This window comes from Halegenticoccus soli, from assembly GCF_002844195.1.
GTDB classification, from domain to species: domain Archaea; phylum Halobacteriota; class Halobacteria; order Halobacteriales; family Haloferacaceae; genus Halegenticoccus; species Halegenticoccus soli.
Genome location: NZ_PEND01000008.1, coordinates 114,113 through 127,916, shown reverse-complemented (window position 1 = coordinate 127,916; position 13,804 = coordinate 114,113). Strand labels below are relative to the sequence as shown.

The window sequence follows — 13,804 nt, the reverse complement described above, 5'->3', positions numbered from 1 at the left end:
AATACCCTCGGAAGAGACGGGGACGGACAGCACCGCGGTGTCTCGACGCGAAAGACGCCCGCCGGAACCGCGCGGCGTGACAAACTTACCGCTGTAATCCGGTCGGGGATCGATCGCCCTCGAAACGTCCGTCGTACGGGGGAGACACGCCGGTCGAATCGCGCGACCTCGCAGGCGGTTCAGCGACGCTAAACGGCGGTTCGGCGCTCAGGAGTACGTCAGGTTGATGCTGATGACGTTCGCGGCGTTCTGCACCAGGTCCGGTATCGCGGTTTCGAGCCTGTCGCCTTTGATCCGGCTCGTCGGTCCGGCGACGCTCACCGCGCCGTGGACGGCGCCGTCGCTCGTCGTGACGGGGGCGGCCACGCACCGGATGCCCGTCGCCCGCTCCTCGTCGTCGATCGCGTACCCCCGCTCGCGGACGCGGTCGAGCTCCTCGAAGAGGGCGTCGCGCGAATCGATGGTGTTCTCGGTGGTTCTCGGCAGGCCGTGGCGGTCGAGTATCCGCTCGGTCCGCTCCCGCGGGAGGTGGGCGAGGATCGCCTTTCCGAGGCCCGTGTTGTGAAGGTAGACCCGCGCGCCGATCCGGGTGTCCAGCGTGAGCGCCTGCTCGCCGCGCGCCCGGTGGAGGTAGATCCCGCGACCGTGCTCTTCGATCAACAGACTCGCCAGCTCGTCGGTTCGGTCGGCCAGCTTCTCGACCTCCGGCACCCCGACGCCGTAGATTTTCTTCGCCCGCTTGGTCTGCTCGCCGAACTCGAAAAAGAGGATGCCGAGCCGGTACTTCTCGCCGTCGCGCACCACGAACTCGTTTTCCTCCAGGGTGCTCAAGTGGTTGTGGACGGTCCCCTTGGTCAGACCGAGACGCTCCGACAGCTCCGTCACCCCGGCGGAGTCCAGCTCTTTGAGCGCCCGCAGTATCCGAGCGGTCGTCCGCACCGACTTGACCGGGTTTCGTGCTTCCGTCATCGATCGTACCCGTCGAACTCCACCTACAAAACTCTTGTTTAGCGAGGCTAAACACGTTCGACGGGAATCCGAAGTCGAAACGCGAAAAACGCTCGACTCGGCCTCGCTCCCCCCTCTCGTGACAGTCGAACCGGAACGTCTCGCGCCGCCACGTTTAGGACGGCTAAACCGCGGCGGCGCAGGGAAACGAGCCGTTCGAGCGGCCGACACGGGGAAATTTTATATCGGGGCTACAGGTACGTAGGGACGTCGACATGGATCTAAAACTGACCGGGAACGCCGCGCTCGTGACGGCGTCGAGCAGCGGACTGGGGAAGGCATCGGCCGAGGCGCTCGCGCGAGAGGGCGCGAACGTCGTGATCAACGGCCGCGACGAGGACCGACTCGCGGAGGCGGCCGACGAGATCGAGGCCGTCGCGGCGGACGGCGCGCGGGTCGTGCCGGTTCCGGCGGACCTCACGTCCGAGAGCGGGATCCGAGACCTCGTCCGGGCGACCGTGGACGAGTTCGGGGGGATGGACCACCTGGTGACGTCGGCGGGCGGGCCGCCGAGCGGGCCGTTCCTCGACACCACCGACGAGGACTGGTACGACGCGTTCGACCTGCTCGTGATGAGCGTCGTCCGCCTCGCCCGCGAGTCCGCCGACCACCTTCGCGCCGACGGCGGCGGCACCGTCGTCACCATCACCTCCCGCAGCGTCAAGGAGGCCATCGACTCGCTCGTCCTCTCGAACTCGGTCCGCATGAGCGTCGTCGGCCTCGAAAAGACCCTCTCGAAGGAGCTCGCGCCCGAGGTGCGAGCGAACGCGGTGCTCCCCGGCCCGCACGAGACGAGCCGGATCCGCGAACTCGTCGAGCAGTCGGTCGAGCGCGGCGAGTACGGCAGCTACGAGGAGGGGCTGGCCGCGCGCGGCGAATCGAACCCCCTGAAGCGGATCGGCGACCCCATAGAACTCGGCGACACGGTCGCGTTTCTGTCGTCGCCCCGCTCGGGATACGTCAACGGCGTCGCCGTCCCGATCGACGGCGGCCTCGGCGACTCGAACCTCTGACCGCCGACCGCCCGACCACACTCGATACCCACACCATGACGAGAATTGCCAGAACGACGGACGGAACGCCGGTCGTCGGCGACGACGAGGGGTTCACCCCGCTCGCCGCCGCCGACCCCGGACTCACAGACGTACAGAGCGCGCTTCGGGCCGCGACGAGCGGCGACTTGCCCGACCTGGGTGAGTCGACCGCACGCCGAACCCCGGCGGAGCACCTCTCTCTGACCGTTCCCCTCGATCGGATCGGGAAGCTCTGGGGCATCGGTCTCAACTACGCGGAGCACGCGTCCGACCTGAACGAGACGCGGCCGGACGAACCGGCGAGCTTCATGAAGCCGGCGACGACCGTGACCGGCCCCGGCGGCCCGATCCGCCTCCCGCCGCCCGAACAGAGCGAACGGGTGACCGCCGAGGCCGAACTCGGCGTCGTCATCGGCCGCGAGTGTTCGGATCTCCCCGAGGACGCGGTCGACGACGTCGTCGCGGGCTACCTCCCGATCATCGACATGACCGCGGAGGACATCCTCCAGCGCAACCCGCGCTACCTGACGCGAGCGAAGAGCTTCGACTCGTTCCTCGTCCTCGGGCCGTGGATCGTCACGCCCGACGAGGTCGGTCCCCTGGAGGAGCTCGCGGTGCGGACGGTCGTCAACGACGAGGTGGTCGCCGAAAACGGCGTGCGCAACATGATGATGCGCCCCCGCGAGCTGGTCGCCTTCCACTCGCGCGTGATGACGCTCCGGCCCGGCGACGTCATCTCGACCGGGACGCCCGGCGCGTGCCCGATCAATCCGGGCGACGACGTCCGGGCCGAAGTCGACCGGGTGGGTGCCGTTTCGGCCCCCGTCGTCCGATAGAACGCGTTCGTTCCCCGGAAGGTCGCCCTCCGGCGCTCGGCCGCGGGACGCGGCGTCGGTGCCGCGAGACCGACCGAGACGGTTCTCGACCAAAGATTCTTATAGACGGACGGAATCCGTTGGAACGGACTCATGGAAATCACCGAAGTGGAAAGCTTTGCGGTCTCCATCCCGCTGAAGGAGCCGGTGGCGTTCGCCACGCGGGTCGTCGAGGAGCGCGACCACGCGATCGTGCGGGTTCGGACCGACGACGGGATCGAGGGGTTGGGCTACTCGCTCGGCTACGGCGGGGCGAGCGTCATCGCCGCGGCCGTCGAGACGGTGCTCGCGCCGATGGTCGAGGGCGAGGACCCCCGCGACACCGAGAAGCTCTGGCGGCGGATGTTCGACGGCAGCGTCCAGATCGGACGGAAGGGCGTCGTCATGCGCGCCATCTCGATGATCGACACCGCGCTCTGGGACATCAAGGCGAAAGCCGCCGATCAGCCGCTCTACAAGCTCCTCGGCGCGTACACCGACGAGGTGCCGGCCTACGCCAGCGGCGGGTACTACCGCGAGGGCAAGGGGCTGGAGGGGCTCCGCGAGGAGATGGAGCGCTACGTCGAGCGCGGTCACGACGTCGTGAAGATGAAGGTCGGCCGGCTGTCGGTCGAAGAGGAGGTCGAGCGCGTCCGGGTGGCCCGCGAGGCGATCGGCCCGGAGCGCACGCTCCTCATGGACGCAAACGGCAAGTGGAAGAACAAGCAGGAGGCGGTCAACGCCTGCCGGCGGTTCGCCGAGTACGACCCGTACTTCATCGAGGAACCGGTCATGCCCGACAGCGTCGAACTGATGTCCGAGGTCAACGCTGCGCTCGACTTCCCGGTCGCCGCGGGCGAACTCGAGTTCTCGCGCTACGGATTCGCGGAACTCATGCGGGAGAACGCGGTGGACATCGTCCAGCCCGACGTGACGGTCGTCGGCGGGGTGACGGAGTGGATGCGCGTCGCCCACACCGCGGCCTCCCGGGATATCTTCGTCGCGCCGCACTACAACTGGGACCTCCACATCCAGCTGCTCGCAGCCATCGAGAACGGCCTCTGGATCGAGTACTTCTACCGCGACTCCGACGTCAAGGCGTTCGACGACGTGCTCGAACACCCCATCGAACCGGAGAACGGCGCGATTCAGCTGCCCGATCGACCGGGCCACGGCGTGACTCTCAAGGACGACAGGCTCGAACAGTTCCGCATCTGACTGCGGGCTCCCGTCGATCCGCGGTTCCCCGCGGCCCGACGGACCCCGGCGCGGCTACAGCTCGAACCGGTCGTCCACGTCGAGCGCGACGACGGCGTCGCCCGCCTCCGGCGACGCGGCTCGAAGCCGGCGTTCGAACTCGTCGAGTTCGTCGCTCCCGGGGACGTAGTGGACGGGGACGATCGTCTCGACATCGAACCACGAGGCGGCGACGGCCGCGTCGCGCGGGGGCATGGGCGCGAGATCGCCGGGCGCGCTCCCGACGGGGAGCAACACGACGTCGGGTTCGTTGAGTTCGACGAACAGTTCGAGGTCCCGGAAGATCGACGTGTCGCCGACGTAGTACAGGCTCGCCCCGTCGAACTCGAAGTGAAAGCCGAGCGGGAGGCCGGACCGGTGGCCGGCGGCCGTCTCGAAGTACGAGAGGTGGCGGGTTTCGAGCACCCGCACGCCGAACTCCCCTTCGTCGAGCGCGTTCCCCCAGATCACCTTCCGGACCTGTTCGTTCGAAAGTCCCTCCGCGACGAGGTGGTCCGCGACCGCCGGTTCGGTGATCACGGGTGCGCCCGACAGCGCCGCGACGGCGCGGGCGTCGCCGAGGTGGTCGTAGGCACCGTGGGTCACGAAGACGTAATCGACGTCCGCGAACTCCTCGACCGCCCGGTTCGACCAGTCGGGCGCTTCGATCCACGGGTCGACCAGGATCCGCGTCTCCCCGTGCTCGATGCAGAACGACGAGAGGCCGTAGTACTCCAGCGTGAGTTGGCGTGTCATCGTTCTCGACTCTCCGGCCTGCGACATGAATCTACTGCCGCCGCGAACGAACACCGTCGTCGCCGTTCACCATCTACCGCCGCTATGGACGCGCGGATACCGCGAGTACCCGCGATCGCGGCAGTGTTCAGCGACGCAGTCGCGGGCGAATCGGCCTCGACCGGGTGGGACTGAAAGGAGCCGGCCTCTCGGCTCGGGGGCTTTCGAGGCGGTCTCACCGTCGCCGGCGACTTCACGCGTTTCATTTGAACACACGGTCACACCCTGAACGTTTTTGTAGGGGGACCGTGACTCTCACTCATGAATGTGCTCCTGACGGGCGCGTTCGGCAGAGTCGGCACCGCGATCATCGACCATCTCGCCGAGCGCGACGAGTACGACTACACCTACCTGAACCGCTCCGACAGGGACGAGTACGAGACGTTCGTGGCCGATGTCGCCGACTACGATGCCATCCGGCCCGCCTTCGACGGCGCGGACGCGGTCGTCCACCTGGCGGGCTACCCCGAGACCGACGGCACGTTCGAGCAGACCCTCGACAACAACATCCGGGGGATGTACAACGTGTTGGAGGCCGCCAAGGACGCCGAGGTGGAGCGGTTCGTCTTCGGGTCGACCAACCACGTCGTCGGGATGTACGAGGTCGAGAACGCCCCCGACATTTACTACCCCGACTTCGGGCTCACCGTCGACGAAGACGCGCCGCACCGCCCCGACTCGTACTACGGCGCGTCGAAGGCCTACGACGAGGACTTGGGCCGCTACTACGTCGAGAACTTCGAGTTCCCGAAGCGGTTCTACGCGCTGCGCATCTGCAGCGTGCGCCACGAGGAGTACGACCACCCCTACGGCGACGCGGAACTCGGCGTGGACGAGGGTACGTGGGAGCGCGGCAGCGATGAGTACGACGAGATGGTCGCCCGGATGAAGGCGATGTGGCAGTCGCGCCGCGATCTCGCCCAGATGGTCGACCGGTGTCTGCGCGACGACAGCGTCGAGTTCGACGTCTTCTACGGCGTCAGCGCCAACGACCGGCGCTGGTTCGACATCGACCACGCGCGGGAGGTCATCGGCTACGAGCCGCAGGACAACGGCGAGGAGTGGGACTCACCCCCCGAGTAGGTCACCTCCTGGGCGGGTCACTCGTCGAGTAGGCCGATCCCCGAGAGTCGGGCGGGCCGCCGCGCCCACCTCGATTCGATGCAAAATTTTATCGCCCACTGACCCAAGCGTTCACCCGGTTGAGTATGACTCGCAAACTCCTCCTGGACGTCGATCCGGGGCTGGACGACGCGCTCGCGATCCTGATGGCGCTCGGCAACGACGCCGTCGACGTCGTCGGGCTCACGACCGTGATGGGTAACACGACCGTCGAGAACACCACCTGGAACGCGCTCGCGCTGCTCGAATGGGTGGACCGCACTGACGTTCCGGTCGCCCGGGGGGCCGGGGAGCCGTTCGCCGACTCGCTCGTCATGGCCGAGTACGTCCACGGGCCGGGCGGCATGCCCGAGTCGGTCCGCGAGGCGCTCCCGGAGCCGAACACGGAGCCGATCAAGGCGCACGCGGTCGAATTTATCCTGGAACAGGCGCGCGAACACGGCGAGGACCTCACCATCGCCGCGGTCGGCCCGCAGACGAACGTCGCGCTGGCGATGGCGATCGAACCCGCGCTGCCCGACACGGTCGCCGACGTGTACCAGATGGGTGGGGCGATGAAGACGACCGGGAACGTCACGCCGCAGGCGTCGTTCAACTTCTACGTCGACGCCGCCTCGGCCGCCCGCGTGATCGAACGGGGGTCGCCGAAGGTGGTCGGCCTCGACGTGACCGAACCGGCGTACCTGCCGACCTCGGTCGCGGACGGACTCCGCGAGGGGAGCGACTTCCAGCGCGTCGTCGCGGACGTCCTTGATTTCAAAGCGCAGGGTCCCGACAGCACCCACGGGTTCGACGGATCGATCGTGAGCGATTCGGTCGTGCTCGCGGGCGTTCTCGACGACGAGGTGCTCGGCTTCGAGGAGGCGTACGTCGAGGTCGACACGACGGGCGGGCCGTCGAACGGCGCGACGATCTACGACGAACACGGCGTGCTCGATCGCGAACCGAACTGCGAGGTCGCCCTCGAAGTGGACGTCGAGCGGTGTCGGGACGTCGTCGTCGACAGCATCAACGCGGCGGAGGACCGCTGACAACCTTTAACACAGGTGCGAGCGCTACCCGCACCATGGATCGTGCACTCGTTGTGATCGATACGTCCCCCGCCGCCGACCTGCTCCGCGAGGCGGGGTCGCTCGCGCAGGGCGTCGGCGCGGAACTCGTCGTGCTCGCGCTCGTCCTCGGCGGAGATGACGCGGACGCCGTCGACGAAATGCGGGCCGCGCTCGGCGACGCCGGGACGCGGCCGCCCCGAAGCGACGCGGAAACCGTCCGGCTGTTCGCAGAACGGGTGAGCGAACGAGCGCTGGGCGATCTGACCGTCCCGTATCGCGTCGTCTGGGACGTCGTGGAGACGAGCCGCCCGTCGGACCGGATCATCGAAGTCGCCGACGGCCACGACTGCGACCACGTCTTCATCCCCGGGAGGCGACGCTCGCCGACCGGCAAAGCCATCTTCGGCGACACGACGCAGTCGGTCGTGCTGAACTTCGACGGATACGTCACCGTCTCGACGGCGGAGTGACCGGCCGACGGAGCAACCGGTCGCCGGGGTGCGTGCACGGTCGTCGGTGTCTGTGCGCGGTCGCCGGCGTCCGTGCACGGCCGCTTGGTCGGCGTCACCCGGTCGCCGTCAGCAGCGCTTCGACGAGTTTGTACCCGAGATAGATTCCGACGATCCCCATCACGCCGGCGAGGTTCGGCGGCGCCGGTATCGGTACCTCCAGAAACCTGAATACTGCACCCGTGATCAGCCCGGTAGCGAGCGCGAGTCCGACTGTTGCCGCGTCCATACGTGACCTCTTCGTTCCGGGGTACTAATTATTCACCCTGATCGGTTCGTTCGCCGTCGCCCCGATTCGACCGAGCCGGCTCGGCCGGCTCGCAGAGCAAAAGTTAAGTAACCGTAGTCTGTGGGGTAAGTCGTGATAACAAATGGCAGAGTCTTCGACAGGCCACGAGACGGGAAGTGATCGATCGTTCGTATCGCGGATCGGTGACGATTTCACGACCACCACCTGGGTGTTGATCCCGATCGGCATCGGTCTCAACGCCGTCGGCGGCTTCATCGTCAACCTGCTCAAGCTCCCGCTGTTCATGGACAACATCGGGACCGTGCTGCTGGCGATCATGGCCGGCCCGTGGGCGGCGGCGCTGACCGGCGCGCTGAGTAACTTCGTCAGCGCGATGCTCGGAAGCCCCCAGCAGCTGGCATTTCTTCCCGTGCCGGTCGCGATCGGCCTGGTCGCGGGGGTGCTGGCCCGACGGGGATGGTTCGACGACGTGAAGCGCGTGCTCGTCTCCGCGCTCGTCATCTGGATCGTCGCGACGCTCATCGCGACGCCGATCGTCGTGGTCGTCTTCGGCGGCGTCACCGGCGCCGGCCCGAGCCTCGTGACCGGCGTGCTGGTGGCGTCCGGCCGGGCGCTGGTGGAGTCGGCGCTGACCGCGCAGTTCCTCGTGGAGTTCTTCGACAAGGGCGCGACCACGTTCATCGCCTACTTCATCGGCAAGGCCGTGCCGCCGCGCTACCTTCCCCCACAGGGGCAACAGATATACTCGTCGCAGAAGTAGACCCGACGCATGAACTCGATCCCGATCCGGATCAAGACGGCGGGCTTCCGCGCCCGCGACGGAGGGCGGTGACGTGAACACGTCGATTTACAAGCCGGGCGAGAGCGTCGTTCACCGCCTCAACCCCGTCACGAAGCTGGTGGTCGCCGCCGCCGTCTCAATCCTCGTGTTCCTCGTTCCGAACTATCGGTTCGCGCTGGCGATCTCGCTCGCCCTGTTCGTCGGCGTCGCCGTGGCGGGCGTCTCGGGGATCGTGCTCCGACTCGTCGGACTGGCGATGGTTCCGTTCGGCGCGCTGTTGCTCGTCATTCAGGGGATCCTGAACCCGGCCAACCACGACGCGCCGTTTTTCGTCGTCGGACCGGTGACGCTCTGGGAGGCGGGCGTCGCGGAGACGCTTTTGATCTTCTTTCGGGTTCTGGTGCTGGTGCTCTCGTTCCTGCTGATGGCGACCACCAGCCAGCCTCAGAAGCTGCGGATCGCGCTCATGGAGAAGGGCGTTCCGCCGCAGCTGGCGTACGTGTTCATCGCGTCGCTGCAGATCATCCCCCAGATTCAGGCGCGCGCCGAGGCGATCGCCGACGCCCAGCAGGCGCGCGGACTCGACCGCGAGGCGGACATCAGAACGCGTTCGAAGTCGCTCGTCGCACTGTTGGCGCCGCTGCTCATTGGCACGCTCATCGTGGCCAACACGCGAGCGCTCGCGCTCAACGCCCGCGGGTTCAACCGACGCACCCCCCGGGTGTTCCTCTACGAGGTCGCCGATCCGGCGGGCGAGCGCGCGCTGCGGTGGGCCTCGGTCCTCGCGGTGATCGGCGCGGGCGCGTGGAGGGTCTTCCGATGGCTCTGATCGACGTCGACGACGTCTCGTTTCGGTACAGCACGCAGCCGGGCGACGAGCGGGCGCTCCGCGGGGTGAGCTACTCCATCGAGGAGGGCGAGTTCGTCGGAATCACGGGCGTGAGCGGAGCGGGCAAGTCGACGTTCTGCCGGACGCTCGCCGGACAGATACCCCACTTCTACCAGGGCGAGTTCGACGGAACCGTGCGGATCGACGGCGTCGACACCCGAGCCAGATCGATCGGCGACCTCGCAACCGATGTCGGCTTCGTGTTCGAAAACCCGTACAATCAGCTGACCGGTGCGACCTCGACCGTGCTGGAGGAGGTCGCGTTCGGGCTCGAAACCCTGGTCGACTCCCGAGAAGAGATGAAGCGGCGGGCCCGCGACGCCCTCGCGACCATCGGCGTCGAGGGGCTGGCCGACCGCGATCCGATGCAGCTTTCGGGCGGTCAGTCCCAGCGGGTGGCGATCGCGTCCGTCGTCGCGATGCGGCCGCGAATCCTCGTCCTGCAACAGCCGACCGCCCAGCTCGACCCCGAAGGGACCGAGGAGGTCATGGAGGTCGTCGCCCAGATGAACCGCGAGGGGTACACGGTCGTCTTCGTCAGCCAGGACCTGGAACGACTGGCGCCCCACCTCGACCGACTGGCGGTGTTCGACGGGGGGCGGATCGCCCTCGACGGCCCGCCCCGCGACGTCCTCGGGACCGCCGAGGCGGACGACCTCCCCGTCCTCGTCCCCCCGCCCGTCCGCATCGGGTACCGGCTGCGCGAAAGCGGCCGGATCCCCGCGGCCGAGCCGCTCCCGTTGACGCTCGAAGAGTGCGCCGAGGAGCTGTCCGGCGTCGTCGAGACCGCGTCCGACCGAGGGGTCGCCTCCGCCGTCGACGACGACGTCCCTCCGTCCCCAGGCGCAACGTCGCCCAACGACGCGGCGTCTCCCCAGTCGGCCGTCGACTCCGCCTCGACCGCACCAGTCACCGATTCCGCGGCGGATTCCGCGTGTCGCTCCGACGACGCGAACGGGCGCGTCGAGGCGCGCGGGGAGGTGGTCCTCGACGACCTCCACCACACGTACGAGGGCGGCGTCCACGCGCTCCGGGGGGTTTCGTTCTCCCTCGACGACGGGTGCGTCTGTCTCGTCGGCCAGAACGGCGCGGGCAAGTCGACGCTCGTCAAGCACCTCAACGGGCTGCTCAAGCCGACCGAGGGGCGCGTCGCGATCCAGGGCGTCGACACGACCGAGCAGCGCGTCGCGCAGCTCTCGCGCCGCGTCGGCCTGAGCTTCCAGAACCCCGACGATCAGCTCTTTCACAGCACCGTCGAGGAGGAGGTCCGATACGGCCCGAGGAACATGGGCTACTCCGAGGACGTGATCGACGAGCTGACCGAGCGGGCGATCGAGCGCGCCGGGCTGACCGATGTGCGGGAGAAGAACCCGTACGACCTGGGCGATCCGTGGCGAAAGCGGGTCGCGGTCGCGTCGGTCGTCGCGATGGACACGCCGATCGTCGTCCTCGACGAACCGACCGGCGGGCAGGATGCCCCCGGTCACGACCTGCTCGGCGACATCGTCGAGGCGCTGGTCAAGGACGGAAAGCTCGTCGTCGTCATCGCCCACGACATGGACTTCGTCGCGGAGCACGCGGACCGCGTCATCGCGCTCGCGCGGGGGACCGTCCTCCTGGACGGCGATCCGGCGACCGTGCTGAGCGACCGGGAGACGCTCTCGGAGGCGGACGTCCGGCCGCCGCAGGTCACCCGCATCGGAACGGCGATCGGCCTCGCGGAGCCCGTGCTCTCGCTCGACGAACTCTACCGCCGGCTCGACGTGCAGACGCACTGATCGGTTTTCCCTCGCACGGAAACGCTTATCACTCCGATCGAAAATTATGGAGGTAGCTAGCATGTCTACGAAGCTCCTACTGGACGTCGACCCGGGGAACGACGACGCAATCGCCACGTTCGTCGCGCTGGCGAACGAGGACGTCGACGTGGTCGGACTCACGACCGTGATGGGCAACACGACGCTGGAGAACGCGACGCACAACGCGCTCTCGCTGCTGGAACTCGTCGATCGGGCCGACGTTCCCGTGGCCGCGGGCGCCGCGCGTCCGCTCTCCGACGACCTCGAAACCGCGGAGCACGTCCACGGCCCCGGCGGCCTCCCCGAGGACGTGCGGGCGGAGCTCCCCGAGCCGACGGCAGAGCCGATCGACGCGCACGCGGTCGAGTTCATCGTCGAGCAGGCGCGCGAACACGGCGAAGACCTCACCATCGCCGCGGTGGGACCGTCGACCAACCTCGCCCTGGCGATCGCCCTGGAGCCCGAGTTACCCGATCTGGTCGGCAACATCTTCCTCATGGGCGGGGCGATGAAGACGACCGGGAACGTCACGCCGCAGGCGTCGTTCAACTTCTACGTCGACGCCCCCGCCGCGAGCAGGGTCGTACAGGAGGCGAACCCCAAGATCGTGGGGCTCGACGTGACCGAACACGTCTACGTCGGAACGGACGAGATAGAGCGGCTGCTGGACGAGCCGGCTCCGCTCTCGACGATCGCGAAGATCCTGGCGTTCAGCGTCGACGAGGTGAAGAGCAAGTTCGGCCACGACGGCGGCCTGGCGAGCGACGCGGTCGTGGTCTCCGACGTCATCGGCGGCCTGCTCACGTTCGAGGCGGCGTACGTGGAGATCGACACGACGGGCGGGCCGTCGAACGGCGCGACGATCTACGACGAACACGGCGTGCTCGGCCGCGAGCCCAACGCCCGGGTCGCGCTCGAAATCGATCACGACGCGTACCCCGAAATCGTCCTGGAGAACCTGGAAAAGCTGGCGTGAGGTCGGGACCGTGACGAGCCGGCCGCCGGGAGCTGTGATAGAAATAGTTGGATAAAACCGTGTTTGACGGCCAAATACAAGAGTATTGACGCTTCTTTCCTATCCTTCCGTTCTGCCCCATCTTAATCGCTTTCTACCCTCTCCTCCAAAATGTCTACTTCCTGACTCTTGGCGGGGCGAGATCAGGAACCTCGACCTTTCCCCGTAACATACCAGTAGAGGCCGTCTATAGCCCTATTTCGGGAAAACTGTTCTTCAGGCACGAGCCATAACGTTCGCCGAGACGCGTGCGGAAAAATATAATTTAATATGTTCAGACTGTCGGACGAGCTCGCGCGACTCCGTCGGGCGGTCGAGTCTACTCAGACGGACGTCGTCGAAGCTCTCAGCGCGCGACCTCAGCCGACACGGTCGTCCTCCGCGTTCGACTCCGAGTGCGAACCTTCATGTTCCGGCTGTCTCAACGGGCGTCGCATGGCGAGCGCGGCGCGCGATTTGACGGAACCGCGGGTTCTCGCGCACACGAAGCGCCGCCTCTTCCCGGACGACGCCGAGGATAGCTACGTCGTCGCAGATACGCAGTTTTCCTCGGATCGATGGCTCGCCAGCGAGGCGATCGATCCGAGCGTGAGAGCACTCTTGGCCCCGTTTAACCACGTCCGAGTCGGGTCGGGCTCGACCAGTTCGAGAGAAATTAGTCCGACCAGAAACCGCGCTGTCGCTCCTCGACTTCCGAGAGGCCCATCGAGAGCACATCTCGCCAGTCTGTCGGATGCGACGCGTTAGCACCGGGCGTGGGCGCATCCGGTCCCGGGTGAATGTGGTCACGAGCGTTGTGGGTCGATGGATGGCGATCCCAGCGATGGTCGAACGCTCTCTCCGTTTGCGTCTCGTGATAGTGAATGGAGAAGTCTCCGTTTTCAGCGAGCCTGGCGGTGTGCTTCGAGCGCCACGATTCCCCGGTTCGTGATCGCGTAGACGAACCCGTATCCGGGGTCGATGTCCTCGACCAGTTCGAGCGTCTCCAGTCGGTGTCGCGCGTCGGCGAACTCCCGCGGACGCAAGTCGGTGACCTCCCGCTCCAGACAGCCGCGGAGCTGCTTGCCCGGGGGATCTCCGAACCGGTCGAGGACCTCGAGGACGGCGAACCCGAGCTCCTTCTTTCGAGCGCGACCGGTCGTCGGCTCGGAGGACTTTCTGCCACGGACGAAATCACCAGACGGCGGGAGAAGGGAATGCCCCGGCGGGGACTTGAACGGGGCGAAACGGTCGCGCTCACTCCGTTCGCGCGCTGCGACTCGCGGAGATTGGAGCGAGCGAGTCGCATTCGCTCGTCACGGACGTTCCTCGCAGAATGCTCCGGCGGGGATTTGAACCCCGGTCATTGCCTCGAGAGGGCTAGACCTGCCCTCTGGGAATCACCCGCGTGTGCGGGTTTTCCCCTTCCCTGAGAGGGTTGTTATCGACCGTATCGGACGTCGACGGAACCCGTGTTTATA

Annotated in this window: 14 protein-coding genes and 2 pseudogenes; 11 read left to right on the top strand and 5 right to left on the bottom strand. The window is 67.2% G+C overall.

Features of this window, described 5'->3' with window-relative positions; genetic code table 11:
* Positions 1 to 207: 207 nt before the first annotated feature.
* Complete coding sequence (locus CNO20_RS20035; protein ID WP_101297982.1) at positions 208 to 969, bottom strand: IclR family transcriptional regulator; 762 nt, start codon at positions 967 to 969, stop codon at positions 208 to 210.
* 254 nt (positions 970 to 1,223) lie between these two features.
* On the opposite strand from CNO20_RS20035, the gene CNO20_RS20030 reads away from it, so the two are divergent.
* The 3 genes from CNO20_RS20030 to CNO20_RS20020 all read left to right on the top strand — a co-directional run bounded on the left by CNO20_RS20030 (position 1,224) and on the right by CNO20_RS20020 (position 4,114).
* Positions 1,224 to 2,021, top strand: coding sequence for an SDR family oxidoreductase (locus CNO20_RS20030; protein WP_101297981.1), 798 nt, complete (start codon positions 1,224 to 1,226; stop codon positions 2,019 to 2,021).
* Between the two features lie 35 nt (positions 2,022 to 2,056).
* On the top strand, positions 2,057 to 2,878 hold the full coding sequence (locus tag CNO20_RS20025; protein ID WP_101297980.1) for a fumarylacetoacetate hydrolase family protein: 822 nt from the start codon (positions 2,057 to 2,059) through the stop codon (positions 2,876 to 2,878).
* 132 nt (positions 2,879 to 3,010) lie between these two features.
* Positions 3,011 to 4,114 (top strand): mandelate racemase/muconate lactonizing enzyme family protein, encoded by a 1,104-nt coding sequence (locus tag CNO20_RS20020; protein ID WP_101297979.1) that lies wholly within the window; start codon positions 3,011 to 3,013, stop codon positions 4,112 to 4,114.
* Positions 4,115 to 4,168: 54 nt separating this feature from the next.
* Here the strand turns inward: CNO20_RS20020 and CNO20_RS20015 are convergent, their stop codons facing one another.
* Positions 4,169 to 4,888: an MBL fold metallo-hydrolase gene (locus CNO20_RS20015; RefSeq protein ID WP_158237458.1), complete on the bottom strand. Its 720-nt coding sequence runs from the start codon at positions 4,886 to 4,888 to the stop codon at positions 4,169 to 4,171.
* Positions 4,889 to 5,188: 300 nt separating this feature from the next.
* On the opposite strand from CNO20_RS20015, the gene CNO20_RS20010 reads away from it, so the two are divergent.
* From CNO20_RS20010 to CNO20_RS20000, 3 genes are all read left to right on the top strand, one after another.
* Positions 5,189 to 6,010, top strand: a complete 822-nt coding sequence (locus CNO20_RS20010) for an NAD-dependent epimerase/dehydratase family protein (RefSeq protein ID WP_101297977.1) — start codon at positions 5,189 to 5,191, stop codon at positions 6,008 to 6,010.
* Between the two features lie 125 nt (positions 6,011 to 6,135).
* On the top strand, positions 6,136 to 7,080 hold the full coding sequence (locus CNO20_RS20005) for a nucleoside hydrolase (protein ID WP_101297976.1): 945 nt from the start codon (positions 6,136 to 6,138) through the stop codon (positions 7,078 to 7,080).
* Positions 7,081 to 7,115: 35 nt separating this feature from the next.
* Positions 7,116 to 7,571, top strand: a complete 456-nt coding sequence (locus CNO20_RS20000) for a universal stress protein (RefSeq protein WP_101297975.1) — start codon at positions 7,116 to 7,118, stop codon at positions 7,569 to 7,571.
* 94 nt (positions 7,572 to 7,665) lie between these two features.
* Here CNO20_RS20000 and CNO20_RS19995 read toward each other — a convergent pair whose 3' ends face one another.
* Complete coding sequence (locus CNO20_RS19995) at positions 7,666 to 7,839, bottom strand: XapX domain-containing protein (RefSeq protein ID WP_101297974.1); 174 nt, start codon at positions 7,837 to 7,839, stop codon at positions 7,666 to 7,668.
* A 142-nt stretch (positions 7,840 to 7,981) separates the two neighbouring features.
* Here CNO20_RS19995 and CNO20_RS19990 point away from each other — a divergent pair, with 142 nt between their 5' ends.
* From CNO20_RS19990 to CNO20_RS24460, 5 genes and pseudogenes are all read left to right on the top strand, one after another.
* The gene (locus CNO20_RS19990; RefSeq protein ID WP_101297973.1) at positions 7,982 to 8,620 is read left to right on the top strand and encodes an ECF transporter S component; all 639 of its coding nucleotides are present in this window, start codon (positions 7,982 to 7,984) and stop codon (positions 8,618 to 8,620) included.
* Between the two features lie 73 nt (positions 8,621 to 8,693).
* Complete coding sequence (locus CNO20_RS19985; protein WP_199174940.1) at positions 8,694 to 9,470, top strand: energy-coupling factor transporter transmembrane component T family protein; 777 nt, start codon at positions 8,694 to 8,696, stop codon at positions 9,468 to 9,470.
* Complete coding sequence (locus CNO20_RS19980) at positions 9,461 to 11,308, top strand: ABC transporter ATP-binding protein (protein ID WP_101297972.1); 1,848 nt, start codon at positions 9,461 to 9,463, stop codon at positions 11,306 to 11,308. The genes CNO20_RS19985 and CNO20_RS19980 overlap by 10 nt, the downstream gene beginning before the upstream one ends.
* Before the next feature lie 61 nt (positions 11,309 to 11,369).
* On the top strand, positions 11,370 to 12,305 hold the full coding sequence (locus CNO20_RS19975) for a nucleoside hydrolase (protein WP_101297971.1): 936 nt from the start codon (positions 11,370 to 11,372) through the stop codon (positions 12,303 to 12,305).
* 474 nt (positions 12,306 to 12,779) lie between these two features.
* Positions 12,780 to 12,980 (top strand): annotated as a pseudogene (locus CNO20_RS24460) (hypothetical protein); the annotation flags it as partial.
* Positions 12,981 to 12,999: 19 nt separating this feature from the next.
* Here the strand turns inward: CNO20_RS24460 and CNO20_RS24455 are convergent.
* Together CNO20_RS24455 and CNO20_RS23535 are read right to left on the bottom strand one after the other, a co-directional pair.
* A pseudogene (locus CNO20_RS24455) lies at positions 13,000 to 13,227 on the bottom strand (hypothetical protein); the annotation flags it as partial.
* The gene (locus tag CNO20_RS23535; protein WP_199174939.1) at positions 13,226 to 13,369 is read right to left on the bottom strand and encodes a hypothetical protein; all 144 of its coding nucleotides are present in this window, start codon (positions 13,367 to 13,369) and stop codon (positions 13,226 to 13,228) included. The gene CNO20_RS23535 and the pseudogene CNO20_RS24455, both read right to left, overlap by 2 nt.
* Positions 13,370 to 13,804: the final 435 nt, after the last annotated feature.

Bases quoted from the DNA above. Each gene is read 5' to 3' on its own strand.
- CNO20_RS20020 (WP_101297979.1), top strand. From the start codon at position 3,011: ATGGAAATCACCGAAGTGGAAAGCTTTGCGGTCTCCATCCCGCTGAAG.
- CNO20_RS19980 (WP_101297972.1), top strand. From the start codon at position 9,461: ATGGCTCTGATCGACGTCGACGACGTCTCGTTTCGGTACAGCACGCAG.
- CNO20_RS19975 (WP_101297971.1), top strand. From the start codon at position 11,370: ATGTCTACGAAGCTCCTACTGGACGTCGACCCGGGGAACGACGACGCA.
- CNO20_RS20030 (WP_101297981.1), top strand. From the start codon at position 1,224: ATGGATCTAAAACTGACCGGGAACGCCGCGCTCGTGACGGCGTCGAGC.
- CNO20_RS20010 (WP_101297977.1), top strand. From the start codon at position 5,189: ATGAATGTGCTCCTGACGGGCGCGTTCGGCAGAGTCGGCACCGCGATC.
- CNO20_RS20025 (WP_101297980.1), top strand. From the start codon at position 2,057: ATGACGAGAATTGCCAGAACGACGGACGGAACGCCGGTCGTCGGCGAC.
- CNO20_RS20005 (WP_101297976.1), top strand. From the start codon at position 6,136: ATGACTCGCAAACTCCTCCTGGACGTCGATCCGGGGCTGGACGACGCG.
- CNO20_RS19995 (WP_101297974.1), bottom strand. From the start codon at position 7,839: ATGGACGCGGCAACAGTCGGACTCGCGCTCGCTACCGGGCTGATCACG.
- CNO20_RS19990 (WP_101297973.1), top strand. From the start codon at position 7,982: ATGGCAGAGTCTTCGACAGGCCACGAGACGGGAAGTGATCGATCGTTC.
- CNO20_RS20000 (WP_101297975.1), top strand. From the start codon at position 7,116: ATGGATCGTGCACTCGTTGTGATCGATACGTCCCCCGCCGCCGACCTG.
- CNO20_RS20015 (WP_158237458.1), bottom strand. From the start codon at position 4,888: ATGACACGCCAACTCACGCTGGAGTACTACGGCCTCTCGTCGTTCTGC.
- CNO20_RS20035 (WP_101297982.1), bottom strand. From the start codon at position 969: ATGACGGAAGCACGAAACCCGGTCAAGTCGGTGCGGACGACCGCTCGG.